Genomic DNA, 19999 nt, shown 5'->3' with positions numbered 1-19999 from the left:
TTTGTCTGCGCAGAAAGAGGGCAAGCATGTCTGATGAGCGCATGAGTCCACGTTTGGAACACGTTCTGCTGCCGCTCGACCAGTTGTCGGTAGCAGCGCGTCAGGTGTGGGCGAAGCACGAGCGGAAGACGGACAGTTGGCTTCCGTTGTGGCGCCACATGGCGGACAGCGGGGCCGTTGCCGGGCTGCTGTGGGAGCACTGGCTGCCTCGGTCGGTTCGGGCGTTGGTGAGTGAGGTCCTGCCTGGTGGTGAGGCGGACGCGTACGTCCTCGTGCGTTTTCTGGCTGCCGTCCATGACGCGGGGAAGGCCACGCCTGCCTTCGCGTGTCAAGTGGAGTCCCTGGCCGGGGTGATGAGGGACGTTGGCCTCGACATGCCCTTGGTTCGTGAGTACGGCCAGGACCGGCGGCTGGCTCCGCACGGGCTGGCCGGGCAGTTGCTGCTGCAGGAGTGGATGGCGGAACGCTTCGGTCTGCGTGGCCGTGCGTCCGGGCAGTTCGCGGTCGTTTCGGGTGGTCATCACGGGGTGCCGCCCGATCATCAGCAGATTCACGACCTGCAGTTGCGTCCGCACTTGCTGCGGCATCCGGGGCCGAGTGAGAGCGTGTGGCGTCAGGTCCAGTACGAGCTGATGGATGCCTGTGCCCAGGCGACCGGGGCCAGGAGCAGGCTGCCGGAGTGGGGGCAGGTTCGGCTGCCGCAGACGGTGCAGGTGGTGCTGACGGCGGTGGTGATCCTCGCGGACTGGATCGCCAGCGCGCCCGAGTTGTTTCCCTACGATCCGGAGAGTTGGCAGCCGTCGGGGCCGGTGGGCGAGCAGCGCAGGCTCCGTGCCGCCTGGGACGAGCTGGATCTGCCGAAGCCGTGGAGTCCCGAGGAACCCCGATACTCCACCACCGAGTTGTTCGCGCGGCGCTTTCCCAGGCTCAAGGGCGCGGCGATCCGGCCGGTTCAGTCCGAGGCCGTGCAGGTGGCGCGTTCCATGCCCGAGCCGGGGCTGCTGGTGATCGAGGCCCCCATGGGCGAGGGGAAGACCGAGGCGGCGCTGGCCGCCGCGGAGGTTCTGGCGGCGCGGTCCGGTGCCGGCGGGGTGCTGGTGGCTTTGCCCACGCGCGCAACGGGGGACGCCATGTTCCCTCGTCTGCTGGAATGGTTGGAACGACTCCCTGGCGGCGCGGTGGAGGGGGAGGACCGTCGGCGTACGGTCGTTCTGGCCCACGCCAAGGCGGCGCTCAACAGGGTGTGGGCAGGCCTCTTGCGCCGGAGGCAGCCGTCCATCCTCGGTGTCGATCCGGACGAGCGGCATCAGCCGGGTGAGGCGGATGCCAAGCCTTCCGTCCTGCATGCGCACCAGTGGTTGCGCGGGCACAAGAAGCAGTTGCTGGCGTCGTTCGGGGTGGCGACCATCGACCAGGTGTTGTTCGCCGGGTTGAAGAGCCGCCATCTGGCTCTGCGGCATCTGGCGGTGGCGGGCAAGGTCGTGGTGATCGACGAGGTGCACGCCTACGACGCCTACATGGGGCGCTACCTGGACCGCGTGCTGGAGTGGCTGGCGGCGTACCGGGTTCCGGTGGTGCTGCTGTCGGCCACCCTGCCGCAGGAACGGCGGCGCGCGCTGGTGGCCGCCTACGCCGGTTCGGCGGCGGACGGCGTGGAGACGGGTGCCGACTCCTATCCCCTGATCACCGCCGCCTGTCCGGGCCGGCCGGTTCTTTCGGCGCGGCCGTCGGCTGCCTCCGGCCGGCAAACGCGGGTGGTGCTGGAGCGGCTGGACGACGACCTGGAGGTGTTGGCCGGCCGCCTCGAGCGGGAGCTGGCCGACGGCGGCTGCGCACTGGTCGTACGCAACACCGTGGACCGGGTCCTGCAGACCGCGGACGTGCTGCGGCAGCGCCTGGGCGAGGACGCGGTCACGGTGGTGCACTCACGCTTCCTCGCCGCGGACCGGGCGGCGAAGGACGCCGGGCTGCTGCGGCGGTTCGGTCCGGACGGGCGGGAGCGTCCCGCCCGTCATGTGGTCGTGGCCAGCCAGGTGGCGGAGCAGTCGCTCGACATCGATTTCGATCTGCTGGTGACGGATCTGGCTCCGGTGGACCTGGTGCTGCAGAGGATGGGACGGCTGCACCGGCACCGGCGCTCCCGGCCTCGGCGCCTGGCCCGACCGCGCTGCCTGATCACCGGAGTGGACTGGTCCGCGGCGCCTCCGCAGCCGGTCAAGGGGACATGCGCGGTGTACCGGAGCGAGTACGTCCTGCTGCGCTCCATCGCCGTGCTGGAGCCGTATCTCGACGGCGCGGCTCTGGAGCTGCCGGGCGGCATCAGCCCGCTGGTGCAGACGGCCTACGGCGAGCAGCCCGTCGGTCCGCAGACGTGGGCGCAGAGGCTGAGCGAGCTGCGGGATGCGCACGAGGAACTGCTCGCCGAGAAGCGGGAGAAGGCGGGGAGTTTCCTCCTCGATCCGGTCGGGCGGCCGGGGCGGCCGGTGTACGGGTGGTTGGAGGCCGCCGCCGGCGATGTGGACGACACCCGTGCGGGACGTGCCCAGGTGCGCGACAGCACGGAGACGCTCGAGGTGCTGGTCGTTCAGCGGCAGGCCGACGGCCGGCTGACCACGGTGCCGTGGCTGGACGACGGCCGCGAGGGGGGTCGGGGCGGACTGGAGTTGCCGACCGACTTCACTCCGTCCCGGCGCGCCGCCGAGGCGGTGGCCGCGAGCGCGCTCACTCTGCCGGGGCGTTTCAGCTCGCCGTGGTTGATCGACAGGACAATCGCCGAGCTGGAGCAATTCATGGTTCCCGCCTGGCAGGCAAAGGACTGCCCTTGGCTGGCAGGCGAGTTGATCCTCGTGCTCGACGCCGATTGTCAGTGCCGTCTGGCAGGCTTTCAGCTCACCTACAGCCGTGCCGACGGCCTGCGGGTGACGGCCCCTGGCGTGCCCGCGGCCAGGGGTGGTGCGACGGGGGGCGCGCAGGCGCCGCCGGAGGACAACGAAGTCCAAGAGGGGGGGTATGAGTGAACAGGATGAGCACGCGGCCAAAGCCAGTGCCGGTGCTGCTCTCGCGAGCCGTGCGGCATCTGTCGAGGCCGGCGTGGTGAGCGCACGCGGTTCCGGGCCGGGCGGACGACCGTCCTTCGACCTGGTGGCCATGCCGTGGTTGCCGGTGCAGCAGGCGGACGGGGCGGTGGAGGAGGTCTCCCTCCTCGGCCTGTTCGAACAGGCGGATTCGCTGCGGCGGCTGGTGGGGGACGTCCCCACGCAGGAGATCGCCTTGCTGCGGCTGCTGCTGGCGATCTTGTATGACGCGTTGGACGGTCCGGCCGAGGTCGAGGACTGGGAAGACCTGTGGGTGTCGCCCCGGCCGTTCGCGCCGGTGGCCGACTACCTGGCACGTCACCGGGACCGGTTCGATCTCTTCCATCCCGAGCGGCCGTTCTATCAGGTCGCCGGCCTGCGCACGGACAAGGGAGAGGTCGCGCCGCTCGCCCGGATCGTTGCGGACGTGCCGGTGGGGGAGCCCTTCTTCGCCATGCGGCGGCCCGGCGTCGAGACGCTGTCGTATGCGGAGGCCGCCCGGTGGCTCGTACACACCCACGCCTACGACACCTCCGGCATCAAGCCCGCCATGGTCGGCGACAAGCGAGGAAAGGCCGGCAAGGTCTACCCGCTGGGGGTGGGCTCTCTGGGCAACCTCGGCGGCGTCTTCGCCGAAGGGGCGACGCTGCGCGAGACCCTGCTGCTCAACCTCATCGCCCTGGAGGAGACGGGGGCGGACTGGGACACCTCCGCCGGGGAGGACATGCCGGTCTGGCGGCGCCCCGCCCCGCTGGGCCCCGGGGAGCGCGACGGCGCCGGCGGCCCGGCCCGGCCCGCAGGCCTTCGCGACCTGTACACCTGGCAGTCCCGCAGAATCCGCCTGCACACCGAGGACGGCGCGGTCACCGGGGTGGTGCTCGGCTACGGCGACCCGCTGACCCTGGCGGCGCCGTGGAAGCTGGAGCCGATGTCGAGCTGGCGGCGCAGCGAGGCACAGGAGAAGAAGCAGGGACGCAGCCCGGTGTACACGCCGCTGCGGCACGACCCGAGCAGGGCGGCCTGGCGCGGGCTGGGCTCCCTGCTTCCGGCCCGCAGGCAGGTGGCGGACGACGGCAAACGGGGCGAGCCCGACCGGATTCTGCGATCCGGCATCACCCGCTGGTTCACACAAGTGATCACGACCAGTGAGCTCCCTCCCGGAACCCTGGTCAGGCTGCACCTGGTCGGTGCGGTCTACGGCACGCAGCAGTCCGTGATCGACGAGATCGTGGACGACTCGGTGATCCTGCCTGTGATCACCCTGCACGAGGCGGACCCGGTGTACGGCGCCGCCGCCGTCGACGCGGTCAGCGACGCCGAGCTGGCCGTGGGCGCCCTGGGCCAGCTCGCCGGGAACCTGGCGCGCGCCGCCGGGAGCGACCCGACGACTCCCGTCGCCGCCGCCCGCGACCTGGGCTTCGGTGCCCTGGACGGCCCCTACCGGGCATGGCTGAAGGACCTGCTGGCCTTCCCGGACCTGGAGACGGCTCGCCGGCAGTGGCGGGAGACGGTCCGCGAGCACCTCGAACGGCTCAGCCGGCAACTGCTCGACTCCACAGGCCCCGCCGCGGACGAAGGACGCATGATCGACGTCCCCGGACAGGGCAGCCGGCTGATGGACACCGGCCGTGCCGAGCAGTGGTTCAGAGCCCGCCTGTACAAGGTCCTGGGTCCGCCGCCGAGCCGGCCCACCACCGTCCCGGTACCGGCCCAGCCGGGCCCTCGACTCGCCGACCCCAACCGCGCGGAGAGCGCACGATGACGACAACGACACCACACACCGAGCCCGCTCCCGCCACGCCGAAGCAGGACAGCGACGACACGCGCCGTCTCTCCGTGCCCCGCTCCGTCGCCCTGTCGACCGTCAGCCGGCTGCAGAGCGGCTACCGCCGAGACGACGCGGCCGCGGTCGCCGCGGTCGCCCGGCTGCGCCGGGAGGCCGGCCGCGACCTCTACACCTCACCCTCCAGCTGGGGTCTGGAATACCTGGAGGAGCTCGCCCGGCTGCGGGAACAACGCAGGCAGGAAGACCACGACGGCAGCGACCCGTCCCGATACCTGTCGCACAAGATCAAGCACCAGCAGGAGCAGCGGGAAGAGCGCGAGGAGCGCGCGGTCCACCTCGCCGTGACCCTCTGGGCACTTCACCAGCAGTCCATCCGGGACCACCCCATGCACGTTCCCGACTGGTCCCTGGGCCGCGCCGTACGGCGGCTCGCCGACGGCAAAACAGGAGTGCAGGACGAACCGGCCCGCCCGCCGGCCAACAGCCAGGCAGCCGACCGGGGAGTGGACGCCAACTCACCCATCCGAACCCGGTTCGTACGCATCGGCACCTCGGTGGACTTCGACATGCTCAGCCGCCGGCTGCGCGAGATGGTGCTGCTGCTGCGCAACGCCCGCATCCCCCTGGACTACGGCCTGCTCGCCGAGCAGCTCTACCACTGGCAGGACGAGACGAGCCAGGGCGGCGTCAGGCGCTCCTGGGGCCGTGACTTCCACCGCCTCTACCAGACCTCGCCGGCGAACGACGAGGAAGAAACCGCCTCTGCTTCCACTGCCCGGACGCCGGACGCAGCACTCGACGACGCCGGCGAGTAGTCCACGCCCACCAGCCGCGAGACGACCGCGGCTCACTTCCTCTCCTGCGCCCTGCCCGGCGCAGCATCCCCTGAAGAGAAACGGAACCACGGTGACCCGCACCATCCTCGACATCCACGTTCTCCAGACCGTTCCGCCGAGCAACCTCAACCGCGACGACACCGGAACGCCGAAGTCGGCCTACTACGGAGGAGTACGCCGCGCACGGGTCTCCAGCCAGGCCTGGAAGCGCGCGACCCGTAAGGCGTTCAACGACCTGCTGCCTCCCGAGGCACTCGGTGTCCGCACCAAGAAGGTCGCCGAGGCCCTGGCCGAGCGGATCACCGCCAAGGACGGCTCCCTGCAGCCGGTGGCCGTCGAGTTGGCCGCCGAAACGCTGCAGGCGGCCACCGGCACCAAGATCGAGGTGCCGAAGCGGAAGGGGAAGAACGGCGACGAACCGGCCGCCTCCCCCACCTCCTCGTACCTGATGTTCCTCAGCCGGCGCCAGCTGGACGCCCTGGCCGAGCTGGCGATCGAAGCCGGCGGCGGCACGGGGGACGTCGACGCGCTCAAGAACCACTTCAAGAAGAAGGAGAACAAGGCCGCGGCCCGGCAGGCCGTCGACTCCCGGCACTCGGTGGACATCGCCCTCTTCGGGCGCATGGTCGCCGACTCCGCAGACCTGAACGTCGAGGCGGCCACGCAGGTGGCGCACGCCATCAGCGTGCACAAGTCGGACATCGAGTCCGACTACTACACGGCCGTCGACGACCTGAACACCGCCGAGGAATCCGGCGCCGGAATGATCGGCACCGTCGACTTCAACTCCGCCACCCTCTACCGCTACGCCGCCGTGGACGTCGACGAGTTGCAGCGCAACCTCGGGCTCGGACTCCGGGACGACGAAGCACCCAGCGCGCCGGTGGAGAAGGCCGTCGCGGCGTTCCTGGAAGCGTTCATCACCTCCCTGCCGACCGGGAAAGTGAACACCTTCGGCAACCACACCCTGCCCTCCGCCGTGATCGTGAAGCTCCGCGACCGCCGCCCGGTCAGCTTCGTGAGCGCCTTCGAGGAGCCGGTGCCGCAGGGCCCCGGCGGCGGATACCTGCGCGAGAGCTGCCGCCGGCTCGCCGCATACGTACCGGACCTGGAGAGGCAGTACGGCATCGAAACCCCCCAGGACCACAGCTGGGTCTTCCGTGTGGGCGACGAAACCGAAGCGCTGGCCGAACTGGGCCAGCAGGTCTCCCTGAAGGCGCTGCTGCAGGACGTCGGCCAAGCCGTCGCCCAGCGACTCGCCTCCGGAGTTGCCGCATGACGGTGCTGCTGCTGCGGCTCGCCGGCCCCCTGCAGTCCTGGGGCTCCGCAGCCCGCTTCGCCCGCCGCACCACGGAGAACGCGCCCACCAAGAGCGGCGTGCTCGGTCTGCTCGCCGCCGCCGACGGCCGTCCCCGCACCGCGGACCTCTCCGACCTGGCAGCCCTCCGGTTCGGCGTACGCATCGACCAACCCGGCCTGCGCCTACGGGACTTCCACACCGCCCACCACGCCGACTCCGGCAAAGCCATGCCACTGTCGGAGCGCTTCTACCTCGCCGACGCCGTCTTCGTCGCCGGCGTCGAAGGCGAGCAGGCCCTGCTGCAGCGGCTGCACCAGGGCCTGCTCGCCCCGCACTTCCTGCCCTACCTCGGCCGGCGCTCCTGCCCCCCGTCCCGCCCCCTCGACATGGGCCCGCCGAGGGCGGACACCACCTTGGAGGAGGCCCTGCGCACCGCACCGTGGCAGGCATCCCCCTGGTACCGGCGGCAGCTGACGCGCCAAAAGAGCCGGAGCGACGCTGCGGCCGCCCCGGAGCCCCTGGAGGTGCTGATCGACTGCCCACCAGGACAGCTCCCGCACCTGTCCCTGCGCGACACACCGGTCAGCTTCGACCCACGGCACCGGCAGTACCAGTTGCGCGGCATCCGCACCGACCGGGTCGCCCCACCGTCCCCCGCAGCACCCGCCGTGCCCGGGCCGCACGACCCGACGACCCTGCTACGCCCCCTCGACGGGCCCGCAGACACCACCCCGGCAGAGAACCTCCCGAGGTCCAGCTGATGTACCTGACCCGCTTCCGCATCAACACCGCCCGCTCCGGCGCCCGCCGACTCCTCGGCTCCCCCCACCTCATGCACGGCGCCGTGAACATGGCCTTCCCCGACGCCCCGCCCCGCAACGGCGAGGGCCCACGGGTGCTGTGGCGCGTGGACCCGGCCGCCTCCGCCCGCGCCGATCTGTTCATCGTCAGCCCCGACCGCCCCGACCTGACCCACCTGGTCGAACAGGCCGGCTGGCCCCACCTCGACCAGCCGGGCTGGACCACCTTCGCCTACAAGGAGTTCCTCGACCGCCTCACCGCAGGCAGCACCTGGGCCTTCCGGCTCACCGCCAACCCCGTCCACCACATCCGCAAGGAAAGCGACGCCGCAGGCACCGAGACCAAGCGGACCGCCCACATCACCCCCCGCCACCAGATCGGCTGGCTGCTGGCCCGGCAGGAACACGCCGGCTTCGAGATCGTCCGCACACCACCGGAGCAGCAGCTGACGGAACACGGCCACGAACATCAGGTGATCGTGCACAACCGGACACCACTGCAGTTCCGCAAGAGCTACCAGAGCCGCTCCCCCCGCCATGACGTCCGCCTCACCCGGGTCACCTTCGACGGACGCCTGCGCATCACCGACATCGACGCCTTCCGCCGCACCCTCACCCACGGACTGGGCAAGGGCAAGGCCTACGGCTGCGGCCTGATGACCCTCGCCCCCACACGCGCCTCATGAGCACCGTCAGCCAACGCGCCGCCTCCTCTCCCCGAGAGCTCACCCGAGTCGGCGACCGGATCTCCTTCATCTACCTGGAACGCTGCACCATCCACCGCGAGAACAACGCCATCACGGCCACCGACGCGGACGGAGTCACCCACATCCCGTCCGCCACCATCGGCACCCTGCTCCTGGGGCCGGGCACCCGGGTGACCCACCAGGCCATGTCCGTACTCGGCGAATGCGGAGCAGGCGTCCTCTGGGTCGGCGAGCAAGGCGTGCGCTTCTACGCGGGCGGCCGAGCCCTGACCCGCTCCTCCCGCCTCGCGGAGGCCCAGGCCACGGCCTGGGCCAACCGCCGAACCCGCCTCGCCGTCGCACGGGCCATGTACCGGCTGCGATTCCCCGACGACGACCCCTCCACCCGCACCCGCCAAGAACTGCTCAACATGGAGGGCCGCCGGGTCAAGGAGTGCTACCGCCGCGAAGCCGCCCGCACCGGTGTCCCCTGGCGCCGACGCGAATACCACCACGGCGACTTCACCGCCGGCGACCCGGCCAACCAGGCCGTCACCGCGGCCGCCCAGTGCATGTACGGCATCGCCCACGCCGTGGTGTGCGCACTGGGCTGCTCACCCGGGCTCGGCTTCGTCCACTCAGGCCACGAACGCTCGTTCGTCCTGGACATCGCCGACCTCTACAAGACCGACATCGCCATCCCCGCCGCCTTCGACGCAGCCACCCAGGGCGAGGACGACGTCGCCACCCGAACCCGCAGAGCACTCAGAGACCGCATCAACCAAACGGGCCTCCTCGACCGCTGCGTACAAGACATCAAAAACCTCCTCCTCGCCCACCACGACGACGGCCGGGACGCAGAGGAAACAACCGACCAGGTCGCACTCCAGACCGACCACGGCCGACTCGTGGCCGGCGGCCGCAACTACGGCGACACCGAGAACGGACCCCACTTGAGTGAGGAACCGATCTGGTGACCGTCATCGTGCTCGCCAACTGCCCCGCCGGACTACGCGGCTTCCTCACCCGCTGGCTGCTCGAAATATCCCCGGGCGTCTTCCTCGGCTCCCCCACTGCCCGCGTACGCGACATCCTCTGGGAAGAAGTCCGCCGCTACCGAGGCCAGGGCCGCGCCCTGCTCGCCTACCAGACCGACAACGAGCAAGGATTCACCTTCGCCACCCACGAACACGCCTGGCACCCCACCGACCACGAAGGCGTCACCCTCCTCCACCGCCCCTCTCCCCACACACCAGCACCCACCACCCCTCAACCCGAACCCGGACGCCAGGGGTGGAGCAAGGCAGCCAAGAGACGGCGTTTCCGGAGCACTTGACAGCATGAAACCCGATTTATGAATTATGCCCGTTTCTCTAAAAGGAAGTACAACTGGGTATCCCTCTAAGTAAAGCCGCACGTCACAGCCTGTGGTCCCCGCGCACGCGGGGCTGATCCCCGTCCAAGTAATAGGGGGGTCGAGACGACCAGGTGGTCCCCGCGCACGCGGGGCTGATCCCCGTGATCATCCACGACGCCGCCGGCGCCTTCAGTGGTCCCCGCGCACGCGGGGCTGATCCCGCTCGGCGTCGTCAAGCTGCCCCCAGTCGACGGTGGTCCCCGCGCACGCGGGGCTGATCCCTTCGGACAGGGTTACCGACGGTAAACCCGGAAGTGGTCCCCGCGCACGCGGGGCTGATCCCCTGACCAACACCGCAGAGAACCGGGCCTTGGAGTGGTCCCCGCGCACGCGGGGCTGATCCCCGGTACACGATCATCCCGAAACCCGGAACTTCGTGGTCCCCGCGCACGCGGGGCTGATCCCGGCGGCAGCGGCGTGAAACTGGCGCAGGTGCCGTGGTCCCCGCGCACGCGGGGCTGATCCCTCGTCGACGCGGGTGACGATGCGCCGCACGCCGTGGTCCCCGCGCACGCGGGGCTGATCCCTTGTCCACGCCGGGGCCGGTCGGCTCGGCCCAGTGGTCCCCGCGCACGCGGGGCTGATCCCCACAGGCGGACGTTGAGCTGGATCAGGCCGTTGTGGTCCCCGCGCACGCGGGGCTGATCCCAGTGCGATCACTGCGGCGGCAGCCCGGATGAGGTGGTCCCCGCGCACGCGGGGCTGATCCCAGCCCATCGGGCCGATCCTGGACGGCCTCGGCGTGGTCCCCGCGCACGCGGGGCTGATCCCATCTTCACCTTGTCCACCTCGATCTCGAAGAGGTGGTCCCCGCGCACGCGGGGCTGATCCCAGGGCCTGGTGGGCAGGATGATCCGGGCCCTCGTGGTCCCCGCGCACGCGGGGCTGATCCCTCGCCGGCGTCGCCCCACGAGGCGGACCAGCTGTGGTCCCCGCGCACGCGGGGCTGATCCCAACCTCGATCATGGCGACCAGGACAGCGTCGGGTGGTCCCCGCGCACGCGGGGCTGATCCCGCGCGCCGGGGGCGTACGGGCCGGGCTGTCGTTGTGAGGTCTCAGGACTTCCTTGACGGTTTGTCGTCAGGAGATCCTTGACGGTCCTTCTGGGTGCCCATGCCTTTGACGTAGAGCCTGGTGATCGGCCCGAGGTTCTTGCGGGGCCTGACAGCGAGTTCGTCCTCCCCATGCAGGATCCGGTAGTGGGTGTCCTCGATGACCACGGTGACGATCTTTCCCGCATGCCGCGGGCCGAGCTTGATGAACTGACCGTTGATCATGAAGCGGCCGCTCGCATGCACCTTGCGCTGGGCCGCGATGGCCCCGGCCGGCAGGGGCGGAGGCAGCAGCGGAGACATCTCCGTCCGTGCCCCCTGGATCTGCCCCAGACGGTCGGCCGGAACGGGGCAGGGCCACGTCCCCATCAGAGCGTTGTCGGCGTCCCACCGGGCCCCGTTGAGCAGATGCTGCAGGCCCGCCGGATCGCGGTGGCCGGCCCATTCGGCCAGCTGCCAGCCGTTCTTCCGCTCGACCGGCGCCAGCAGACCACGCACGTAGTCCCGCATCCGCCGCCGCAGATCCACCCGGGCGAACCGGCCCGCCACCCGGGCGAACACCGCCTCCAACTCGGCCTGCCACTGGTCGACTTCAGCCATCGCCTCCATACCCGGACAACAACAACCACCAGCTCAGGACACGAAATCCAACTGGAGTACTCAGCATGCAGGGCAGGGTTGGCCGGTGCCACTGCCTGGCCGGGAGGACGAGGCGGTTGTCTCAGGGCTGACCGCTGTCTGCCGCCGGACGACCGTCAGGCAAAGCAAGATCCGGTCCATTCCCGGGCCAACAGCTCCGACAAGCTGCCCATGGTGGGCATGTGCGCAGGTCAGCGAGGCGTTGCTGCTGTACCACCAGCAGACCAAGAACCTGCTGGGCGCTCTGCTGATGTGGCTGAGCATGACTGTTCGACACCAGAAATCTCCGGCACCCCTACCTCGCGGACTTCCCCATCAGGCCAGCTGACCAGCGACGCAACACACCTGACACCCCATCAGAACGAGCGTCAAATGAGCGTCATTTCAGCGTCAAGATATCGCCCGTAACGCCCACACCGCACATCATGCGCACGGGCAAAACCGCAGGTCAGGTGCCCTTCGCGGCCGGTTCGAGGATGGCGACGCACTCCACGTGATGCGTCATCGGGAACAGGTCGAACGCCCGCAGTGTCCGCACCCGGTATCCGCCCTCCCGGAAGTAGCCGAGGTCCCGGGCGAGTGCGGCCGGGTCGCAGGCGACGTAGGCGATGCGGCGGGCGCCCAGGGACGTCACGTGGGAGACGGTGCGGCGGCCGGCGCCGGAGCGCGGGGGGTCGAGGACGACGAGGTCGGCCTCGGTGATGCCGGTGCGCGGCAGGACGGTCTCGACCTTGCCCTGTTCGATGCGGACGCGGGGGAAGGAGGCGAGGTTGTGGCGGGCGTCCTCCACCGCGCGGCGGGAGGACTCGACGCCGAGGACGGCGCCCTTGTCCCCGACGCGGTCGGCGAGCGCGCCGGCGAAGAGGCCGACGCCGCAGTACAGGTCGAGGGCCGTGTCGCCCTTGCGCGGCAGCAGGCCCTGCATCACCGCCGTGACCAGGGTCTCCGCGGCCTTGGGGTGGACCTGCCAGAAGCCGCCGGCGCCCACCCGGTAGGTGCGGCCGTCGGCGCGTTCCCGGACGAAGGGGCGGCCGTGGACGCGGTGGACGGCGCCGGTCTTCTCGTCGACGCGCAGCACCGACACCGGGCGGTTCAGTGCGACCAGGGGCAGGCGCGCGCCCGGCTTCGGGGTGAGGATCACCTGGCGGTCCTGGGAGCCCGTCGCCGCGATCGCCTCGACGGAGGCCATGCCGGTCCAGTCCCGCTTCTCGATGCCCAGCTCGCTCACCTCCTCGGCGGCGATCAGGCAGCGGTCGATCGGCTCGATCTCGTGCGAGCGGTGGCGGCGCAGACCGGCGCGGCCCTGGTCGTCGATCGCGTACTGCACGCGCGTGCGCCAGGCCGGGACCTGGCCGGCGGGCACCTTGTCGCCCTCCGCCGGGACCACCGTGCCGTCCCAGCCCACCTCCTCGGGCGTCAGGCCCGCGAGCCGCTTGAGCTGCTCGGCGACGACGTCGGCCTTGAGGCGGCGCTGGGCGCCCGGCTTGGCGTGCTGCCAGTCGCAGCCGCCGCAGCGGCCGGGGCCGGCGAAGGGGCACGGGGCCTCGACGCGGTCCTTGGAGGCCCCCAGGACGCGTACGGCGTCGGCGCGCAGGAACCGCGCGCCTTCCTCGCCCTCCGTCACCCGGGCCACGACCCGCTCGCCGGGCAGCGCGTGCCGGACGAACAGCACCTGGCCCTCACAGGTGCGGGCGACGCAGTGGCCGCCGTGGGCGACGGGGCCGATCTCGACCTCGTACTCCTGCCCCACCAGGGACTTCCTCGGTTCTGCGGGCATGGCGGGGTGACTCCAGATCGGTGCGGGGGCAGGGCCGGACAACAGCCCACCAGTCTACGCGGCCGCCGTCCGCCCCCTCACCCGTGGCGGCCGTCGTCCGCCCCCTCCACCCGTGTCCGGGGTGCCCGGGGCACGGGACCGCCGCCCCGGGCACCCCGGACACGGTCGGCCCCGGCCCCGGGGCACCGAGGGGGCTCACGCCCGGGAGTCGGAGGACTCCTTCGGCCGCTCCACGGCCGGCCCGCGCCGTACGGACCCCGGTGCGCTCCACTCGCGGCGGGCCCGCCGCTTGGCCGCCTCGGAGGAGGCCAGCTGGTAGGGCACGGAAGTGACCATGACGCCCGGGGTGAACAGCAGGCGGCCCTTGAGCCGCAGGGCGCTCTGGTTGTGCAGCAGGTGCTCGTACCAGTGGCCGACCACGTACTCCGGGATGATCACGGAGACGGCGTCGCGCGGGGACTCCTTGCGCAGCCGCTTGACGTACTCGATGACCGGCCGGGTGATCTCGCGGTAGGGCGAGTCGAGGACCTTCAGGGGTACGTCGATGCCGCGCCGTTCCCACTCCTCGCGCAGCGCCCTGGTCTCGGCCGCGTCGACGTTGACGGTGAGCGCCTCCAGGGTGTCGGAGCGCAGCAGCTTGGCGTAGGCGAGGGCGCGCAGCGCCGGACGGTGGATCTTGGAGACGAGGACGACGGAGTGCACGCGGGAGGGGCGCACGATGTCGTCGCTGGCGCTCTCGGGGGCGGCGAGTTCCTCGGCCACGCTGTCGTAGTGGCGGCGGATCGCCGTCATCGTGACGTAGAAGATGCACATGCCGAGCAGCGCCACCCAGGCGCCGTGCGTGAACTTGGTGACCAGCACGACGACCAGCACCAGGCCGGTGAGGAAGGCGCCGAAGGTGTTGATGGCCCGGGAGCGCAGCATGTGGCGGCGCCGGCCGGGGTCCCGCTCGGTGGCCAGGTGGCGGTTCCAGTGCCGGACCATGCCGGTCTGGCTGAGCGTGAAGGACACGAACACGCCGACGATGTACAGCTGGATCAGGCGCGTGGAGTCGGCGCCGTAGATCAGCGTCAGCAGGGTCGCGGCGCCGGCCAGCAGCACGATGCCGTTGGAGAAGGCGAGGCGGTCGCCGCGGGTGTGCAGCTGGCGGGGCAGGTAGCGGTCCTGGGCGAGGATGGAGCCGAGGACGGGGAAGCCGTTGTAGGCGGTGTTGGCGGCGAGGAACAGCACCAGCGCGGTGGCCGCGGCCAGCACCACGAACAGGAAGCTGCCCTTGCCGAAGACGGCCTCGGCGACCTGGGTGATCACCGGGTTCTGCACGTAGCCCGCACCGACGCCGACCCCGTTCCGCAGCAGGTCGGTGGCCGGGTTCTCGGCCATGCGGACCTTGGTGGTCAGGGCGAGGACGATGATGCCGCAGAACATGGTGACGGCCAGCAGGCCCATCATCGCCAGCGTGGTCGCCGCGTTCTTCGACTTGGGCTTGCGGAAGGCCGGCACGCCGTTGGAGATCGCCTCCACGCCGGTGAGCGCGGCGCAGCCGGAGGAGAAGGCCCGCAGGAGCAGGAAGACCAGGGCGAAGCCCGCCAGACCCTGGTGTTCGGCCCTGATCGTGTACTGCGCGGTGGGCGCCCGCATGGTGTCGCCGAGGACCAGCCCGCGGAACGCGCCCCACGCGATCATGATGAAGACGCCGGAGACGAAGACGTACGTCGGGATCGCGAAGAGCTTGCCGGACTCCTTCACGCCGCGCAGGTTCATCAGCGTCAGCAGCAGGATCACGGCGACCGCGCAGGCCACCTTGTGCTCGACGACGAACGGGATCGCGGAGCCGAGGTTCTCGATGCCGGAGGAGATCGACACGGCGACCGTGAGGACGTAGTCGACGAGCAGGGCGCTGGCGACGGTCAGGCCCGCCTTCGGGCCGAGGTTGGTGGTCGCCACCTCGTAGTCGCCGCCGCCGCTGGGGTAGGCGTGCACGTTCTGCCGGTAGGAGGCGACCACCGTGAACATCAGCACGACGACCGCGAGGGCGATCCACGGACTGAAGTGGTACGCCGACACGCCCGCGATCGACAGGACCAGCAGCACCTCCCCGGGGGCGTACGCCACGGAGGACAGCGGGTCGGAGGCGAACACGGGGAGAGCGATGCGCTTCGGCAGGAGCGTTTCCCCCAGCCGGTCGCTGCGCAGTGCGCGCCCGATGAGAATCCGTTTGGGCACGTCGGTCAGTTTGGACACAACAGAGGATCGTAAGCCTTCGAACAGCCGGTCGCCCACCTGCCACCCCCCATCTGCCTCCCGAGTGAAAAAGCTCCCCACGAGCGTCACGAATTCCGCAGGTGAAGGGGCCTGCGTGCCTAGATGGCGAAACCCGTCCGTCCCGCACCCCGGGAGGTCCCATGCCCGCACCCGCCGAGCTGATCGGTGCCGCCGCCGCCCTCCTCGGCCTCGGATTTCTCACCCTGTGCAGCGTGCGCAGCATCACACGCCGCTGAACGCCGCCCCGTCGCCTATCGCCGCCCGCCGCCGTCAGGTGCCGCTCGCCGCCGGACGCCGCTCGCCGTCCCCGGGTGCCGCCGGCTCCGCCGGGTGTGCGCGGCCGCCGCCGGCCGAAACCGCGCACGGGGATGCCTCCCCCGCGGCCCTCGCGGCGCGGGAAGTGCTCCCCGCGGTACGGGTGTCTCCTCGGGGCCCAGGGGTACCTCCCCGCGCCGCTCGTGTGTAGCTTGGGCCATCGTCTGAGACCCTGATGGGGCTGAGCAGTCACTTTGAACACCGGAAGGACGGTCGTGCACATCGTCATCATGGGCTGCGGGAGAGTGGGCTCCGCTCTCGCCCAGACCCTGGAGCAACAGGGGCACACGGTCGCGGTGATCGACCAGGACCCCACCGCCTTCCGCCGCCTGGGCCCGGGGTTCGGCGGCCGCCGGGTCACCGGGATCGGCTTCGACCAGGACACCCTGCGCGAGGCGGGCATCGAGGAGGCCGGCGCCTTCGCGGCCGTCTCCAGCGGCGACAACTCGAACATCATCTCCGCGCGCGTGGCCCGCGAGATGTTCGGCGTCGAGAACGTCGCGGCCCGCATCTACGACCCCCGCCGCGCCGAGGTCTACCAGCGCCTGGGCATCCCCACGGTGGCGACGGTCCGCTGGACCGCCGACCAGATGCTGCGCCGCCTGCTGCCCTCCGGCGCCGAGCCGCTGTGGCGGGACCCGACCGGCGGGGTCCAGCTCGCGGAGGTGCACGCCTCCCCGAAGTGGGTCGGCCACAAGATCAGCAAGCTGCAGGAGGAGACCGGGGTGCGCGTCGCGTTCCTCACCCGGCTCGGCGAGGCGATCCTGCCCACCTCGCAGACGGTGCTGCAGGAGGGCGACCTGGTGCACGTGATGATGCGGACCAGCGACGTGGAAAAGGTCGAGGCGGCCTTCGCCGAGGGCCCGGAAGAGGAGGGCGGTCACTGATGAGGGTCGCCATCGCCGGGGCCGGCGCGGTCGGCCGCTCCATCGCGGGCGAGCTGCTGGAGAACGGCCACGAGGTCCTGCTCATCGACAAGGCGCCGACCGCGATCTCGGTCGAGCGCGTGCCGCAGGCGGAGTGGCTGCTCGCCGACGCCTGCGAGATCACCTCCCTCGACGAGGCGGCGCTGCAGCGCTGCAACGTCGTCATCGCCGCGACCGGCGACGACAAGGTCAACCTGGTCGTCTCCCTGCTCGCCAAGACGGAGTACGCCGTTCCGCGCGTCGTCGCCCGCGTGAACAACCCCAAGAACGAGTGGCTCTTCAACGAGGCCTGGGGCGTGGACGTCGCCGTCTCCACCCCGCGCCTGATGTCCGCGCTCGTCGAGGAGGCGGTCAGCGTCGGCGACCTGGTGCGGCTGCTGCGCTTCAGCCACGGCGACGCCAACCTCGTCGAGCTGACCCTGCCGGAGGAGTCGGCCCTGGCCGGCACCCAGGTCGGCGACGTCCAGTGGCCCGCGGACACCTCCCTGGTCACCATCATCCGCGGCCACCGCGTCCTCACCCCCTCGCAGGAGGACTCCCTGGAGGCCGGCGACGAGCTGCTCTTCGTCGCCGCCCAGGCCCGGGAGCAGCAGCTGGAGGAGCTGCTGTCGGTGCGGCGCGAGGACCGCGAGGGCGCGGGGGGCTGATCCGCCGGCAGGCACGGCGAGCCCGCCACACGTCACGAGACGGCGAGGGGCGCCCGGAGGAGTTGGAGTTCCTCCGGGCGCCCCTCGCCGTCGTGGGAGCCGCGAATTGTGGGCCGCGGGAGCCACGAATCGCGTGGGCCGTGGGAGTCGCGAATCGCGGGCCGTAGGGGTCGCGAGTCGTGGGAGTGGTGGAGAGGCGCGGGAATCGTCCTGCGCGGCCTACTGCTTGCGGTGCCGTCCGCGGGACTCGGCGGACGGGGCCCGCTCCGCGCCGTCCACGAGCGGCCGCGGGCCCTCGCCGACGACCGTGTCCGCCGGGGTCCGTTCGGCGCGCCGGCGCTCCTCGCGCTCCCGCTCCGCCTTCTCGGCGGCCTCCATCTCGGCGAAGACGTCGATCGGTGCGGGCGCCTTCGCCAAAAAGACCCAGGTCAGCCACACGGCCAGCAGGAAGGGCGGGATCTTCAGGGCGACCAGGACCCAGCCGAGCTGCGTGGTGTCGGCCCACCAGTACAGGGGGAAGAGGATCGCGCACTTGCCCAGCAGGATCAGGCCCCAGGCCCAGCTCGCCTTGGCGTAGGCCTTCTTGCGGCCGGGGTTGCGGGTGCGCCAGGAGAGGTTCTCCTTGAACACCGGGCCGAGGAGGAGGCCGATCAGCGGCACGCCGGCGAGCGTGGTGACGATGTACGCCAGGCCCAGGCCCAGCGTGTAGAGCATGCCGGGCAGGTAGAAGTCCTTGGCCTTGCCCGTCATCATCGCGAAGACCACGCCGAAGACGACCCCGAAGACGCCGCTGAAGGCGTGCTTGACGGTGTCGCGCAGGGCGAGCCGGACCACGACCAGCACCAGCGACACGGCCAGGGCGGCGAGGGCCGACAGGTGCAGGTTCTTGTCGATCGTGTAGATCGTGACGAAGAGCAGGCCGGGCAGCACCGTCTCGATCATGCCCCGCACTCCGCCGAACGCCTCGAACAGCGCGGCCTCCGTCACGGCCCGGGCGTCCTGTGCGGAGATGTCGTCGGTGGGCTCGTCGAGTGGCGTCACGGGCTACTCCCGTCCGAGGGGTCTCAGTTCGTACTTGGGGTTGAACAGCACCCGGCGGCCCCGGCTCATCGAGATCCGGCCCGATGCGATCAGCTTGCGCCCCGGCTCTATCCCCGTGATGGAGCGCCGGCCGAGCCAGACCACGTCCAGCGGCGCGGAGCCGTCGAACAGCTCGGCCTCCAGGGCCGGAACACCCGCGCGCGGCCGCAGGGTGACCGTGCGCAAGGTACCAGTAACGGTGACGACCTGCCGGTCCTGGCAGTCGCCGATCCGCGTGCAGCCCGCTGTCTCGGCGTCCTCCCGCAGCTCCTCGGACTCCAGGTCCTCCTGCGAAGAGGAGAGCCGGTCCAGTATGCGCCGGAAGCGGCCCACCGGCTTGTCGGAACGAGGAACAGCACTCATACGGGAAGCCTACCGGGACACCCTGACGGGACCGTACCCACCGGGATCACCGCTCGAACCGGCGTTCCCCGCCCGGCTCCGGGGCGCGGTGGCGCCGGATACGGGGCCCGCGTCGGCCCTCCTCCGCAGGAGCGGTGCCGTACGGCCGCGGCGGTGCCGTACGACACCGGCCGGCGTGCGCACGCCGACGGCGGCGAGGCCGTACGGCGACGGTGCCGCCGTACGGCGACAGGGCCGCACCCCGTCGGGATGCGGCCCCTCTCGTACGGCCGGCGGTACTCAGCGGACCTCGGTGATCTCCGGTCCGCGCTGCAGCCGGCCCATGCCCCCGGAGAAGCGGGAGCCGCCGTCGTCCTGCTGGACGCCCTCGGGCACCATCTGGGCGTCGTTGGGCAGCTTGAGCACGATCGGGTCGCGCGGCGCCATCGGGCCGCTGCCGCGCACGACGACCGTGTCCCGGAAGATCTGCTCCAGCAGCCCGGCCGTCTCCGGGTGCACCGCGGCCTGGCCGGAGATCACGCCGCGCAGGAACCAGCGGGGACCGTCCACGCCGACGAAGCGCACGACCTGGAAGCCGCCCGTGCCGTCCGGCAGCTGCACCGGCACCTGGGCCCGCAGTTCCCAGCCGAGCGGGCCCTCGACCTCGTCGACGATGCCACCCTGCTGGGTGATGCCGGAGGCGATCTCCTCGCGCACCTCGGTCCAGATGCCCTCGCGCTTGGGTGCGGCGAAGGCCTGGAGCTGGATCGCGCTGTCGCGCAGCACGACGGTCGCGGCGACGATCGCGTCGCCCGCGACCTCCACGCGCAGCTCCATGCCGTCGACGCCCGGCACGAACAGGCCGCCCAGGTCCACGCGGCCCTCACCCGGTTCGCGGACCTCGGAGACGTCCCACGGTCCGTCGGGCCGCGGTGCCGGCTCCAGCCGTACGCGCTCGCGCTCGGCCTCGTCCTCCGCCTCGGCGACGCTGTCGACGACCTGCTCGGCCTCGCCTGCCGCGTCCCTGGCGGCACCCTTCTTCTTGCGACGTCCGAACAC

The 19999-nt window shown here is 71.2% G+C and carries 15 protein-coding genes, 2 pseudogenes and 1 CRISPR repeat array; of the genes and pseudogenes, 10 read left to right on the top strand and 7 right to left on the bottom strand.

Going from position 1 to position 19999, the window contains the following annotated elements; all coding sequences use genetic code 11:
• Positions 1-26 precede the first annotated feature (26 nt).
• The 8 genes from cas3 to cas2e all read left to right on the top strand — a co-directional run bounded on the left by cas3 (position 27) and on the right by cas2e (position 9818).
• On the top strand, positions 27-3017 hold the full coding sequence (cas3, locus tag IE225_RS14730; RefSeq protein ID WP_229879556.1) for a CRISPR-associated helicase Cas3': 2991 nt from the start codon (positions 27-29) through the stop codon (positions 3015-3017).
• Positions 3010-4836 (top strand): type I-E CRISPR-associated protein Cse1/CasA, encoded by a 1827-nt coding sequence (gene casA, locus IE225_RS14725; protein WP_190057942.1) that lies wholly within the window; start codon positions 3010-3012, stop codon positions 4834-4836. The genes cas3 and casA overlap by 8 nt, the downstream gene beginning before the upstream one ends.
• Entirely contained in the window at positions 4833-5675 is an 843-nt protein-coding gene (gene casB, locus IE225_RS14720) for a type I-E CRISPR-associated protein Cse2/CasB (RefSeq protein WP_190057941.1), read from the top strand. The genes casA and casB overlap by 4 nt, the downstream gene beginning before the upstream one ends.
• Positions 5676-5766: 91 nt before the next feature.
• The gene (cas7e, locus tag IE225_RS14715) at positions 5767-6975 is read left to right on the top strand and encodes a type I-E CRISPR-associated protein Cas7/Cse4/CasC (protein WP_190057940.1); all 1209 of its coding nucleotides are present in this window, start codon (positions 5767-5769) and stop codon (positions 6973-6975) included.
• Positions 6972-7757: a type I-E CRISPR-associated protein Cas5/CasD gene (gene cas5e, locus IE225_RS14710; RefSeq protein ID WP_190057939.1), complete on the top strand. Its 786-nt coding sequence runs from the start codon at positions 6972-6974 to the stop codon at positions 7755-7757. The genes cas7e and cas5e overlap by 4 nt, the downstream gene beginning before the upstream one ends.
• Positions 7757-8482 carry a type I-E CRISPR-associated protein Cas6/Cse3/CasE gene (gene cas6e / locus IE225_RS14705; protein WP_190057938.1) on the top strand — a complete coding sequence of 242 codons (726 nt, stop codon included), beginning with the start codon at positions 7757-7759 and terminating at the stop codon, positions 8480-8482. The genes cas5e and cas6e overlap by 1 nt, the downstream gene beginning before the upstream one ends.
• A complete protein-coding gene (cas1e, locus tag IE225_RS14700) occupies positions 8479-9459 on the top strand; it encodes a type I-E CRISPR-associated endonuclease Cas1e (RefSeq protein ID WP_190057937.1) in 981 nt (326 codons plus the stop codon). Before cas6e ends, cas1e begins: the two co-directional genes overlap by 4 nt.
• Positions 9456-9818 carry a type I-E CRISPR-associated endoribonuclease Cas2e gene (gene cas2e, locus IE225_RS14695; protein ID WP_190057936.1) on the top strand — a complete coding sequence of 121 codons (363 nt, stop codon included), beginning with the start codon at positions 9456-9458 and terminating at the stop codon, positions 9816-9818. The genes cas1e and cas2e overlap by 4 nt, the downstream gene beginning before the upstream one ends.
• A gap of 91 nt (positions 9819-9909) precedes the next feature.
• A CRISPR array of direct repeats spans positions 9910-10914; the repeat unit is 29 nt; unit sequence GTGGTCCCCGCGCACGCGGGGCTGATCCC.
• 41 nt (positions 10915-10955) lie between these two features.
• Here cas2e and IE225_RS34230 read toward each other — a convergent pair.
• The 4 genes and pseudogenes from IE225_RS34230 to IE225_RS14675 all read right to left on the bottom strand — a co-directional run.
• Positions 10956-11336: pseudogene (locus tag IE225_RS34230) on the bottom strand (IS481 family transposase); the annotation flags it as partial.
• Positions 11331-11552, bottom strand: a pseudogene (locus IE225_RS34225) (transposase); the annotation flags it as partial. The pseudogenes IE225_RS34230 and IE225_RS34225, both read right to left, overlap by 6 nt.
• A gap of 487 nt (positions 11553-12039) precedes the next feature.
• Complete coding sequence (locus tag IE225_RS14680) at positions 12040-13368, bottom strand: class I SAM-dependent RNA methyltransferase (RefSeq protein WP_190057935.1); 1329 nt, start codon at positions 13366-13368, stop codon at positions 12040-12042.
• A 195-nt stretch (positions 13369-13563) separates the two neighbouring features.
• Positions 13564-15609, bottom strand: a complete 2046-nt coding sequence (locus tag IE225_RS14675; RefSeq protein ID WP_190057934.1) for an APC family permease — start codon at positions 15607-15609, stop codon at positions 13564-13566.
• A gap of 551 nt (positions 15610-16160) precedes the next feature.
• Between IE225_RS14675 and IE225_RS14670 the strand changes: the two genes are divergently transcribed.
• Together IE225_RS14670 and IE225_RS14665 are read left to right on the top strand one after the other, a co-directional pair.
• A complete protein-coding gene (locus IE225_RS14670) occupies positions 16161-16832 on the top strand; it encodes a potassium channel family protein (protein WP_190057933.1) in 672 nt (223 codons plus the stop codon).
• Positions 16832-17518, top strand: a complete 687-nt coding sequence (locus tag IE225_RS14665; protein WP_190057932.1) for a potassium channel family protein — start codon at positions 16832-16834, stop codon at positions 17516-17518. The genes IE225_RS14670 and IE225_RS14665 overlap by 1 nt, the downstream gene beginning before the upstream one ends.
• 219 nt (positions 17519-17737) lie before the next feature.
• On the opposite strand, the gene IE225_RS14660 is transcribed toward IE225_RS14665, so the two are convergent.
• The 3 genes from IE225_RS14660 to IE225_RS14650 all read right to left on the bottom strand — a co-directional run bounded on the left by IE225_RS14660 (position 17738) and on the right by IE225_RS14650 (position 19999).
• On the bottom strand, positions 17738-18559 hold the full coding sequence (locus IE225_RS14660) for a DUF3159 domain-containing protein (protein ID WP_190057931.1): 822 nt from the start codon (positions 18557-18559) through the stop codon (positions 17738-17740).
• A gap of 3 nt (positions 18560-18562) precedes the next feature.
• A complete protein-coding gene (locus IE225_RS14655; RefSeq protein ID WP_190057930.1) occupies positions 18563-18961 on the bottom strand; it encodes an OB-fold nucleic acid binding domain-containing protein in 399 nt (132 codons plus the stop codon).
• A 279-nt stretch (positions 18962-19240) separates the two neighbouring features.
• The gene (locus IE225_RS14650) at positions 19241-19999 is read right to left on the bottom strand and encodes a DUF3710 domain-containing protein (protein ID WP_190057929.1); all 759 of its coding nucleotides are present in this window, start codon (positions 19997-19999) and stop codon (positions 19241-19243) included.

This window comes from Streptomyces echinoruber (assembly GCF_014651135.1).
In the GTDB taxonomy this organism is placed as follows: Bacteria; Actinomycetota; Actinomycetes; order Streptomycetales; family Streptomycetaceae; genus Streptomyces; species Streptomyces echinoruber.
This window is presented reverse-complemented; position numbering and strand designations above follow the sequence as displayed.

Excerpts from the sequence above, each read along its gene's own strand:
- cas5e (WP_190057939.1), top strand. The coding sequence starts at position 6,972 with ATGACGGTGCTGCTGCTGCGGCTCGCCGGCCCCCTGCAGTCCTGGGGC.
- casA (WP_190057942.1), top strand. The coding sequence starts at position 3,010 with ATGAGTGAACAGGATGAGCACGCGGCCAAAGCCAGTGCCGGTGCTGCT.
- cas6e (WP_190057938.1), top strand. The coding sequence starts at position 7,757 with ATGTACCTGACCCGCTTCCGCATCAACACCGCCCGCTCCGGCGCCCGC.
- IE225_RS14665 (WP_190057932.1), top strand. The coding sequence starts at position 16,832 with ATGAGGGTCGCCATCGCCGGGGCCGGCGCGGTCGGCCGCTCCATCGCG.
- cas1e (WP_190057937.1), top strand. The coding sequence starts at position 8,479 with ATGAGCACCGTCAGCCAACGCGCCGCCTCCTCTCCCCGAGAGCTCACC.
- cas3 (WP_229879556.1), top strand. The coding sequence starts at position 27 with ATGTCTGATGAGCGCATGAGTCCACGTTTGGAACACGTTCTGCTGCCG.
- casB (WP_190057941.1), top strand. The coding sequence starts at position 4,833 with ATGACGACAACGACACCACACACCGAGCCCGCTCCCGCCACGCCGAAG.
- IE225_RS14655 (WP_190057930.1), bottom strand. The coding sequence starts at position 18,961 with ATGAGTGCTGTTCCTCGTTCCGACAAGCCGGTGGGCCGCTTCCGGCGC.
- IE225_RS14680 (WP_190057935.1), bottom strand. The coding sequence starts at position 13,368 with ATGCCCGCAGAACCGAGGAAGTCCCTGGTGGGGCAGGAGTACGAGGTC.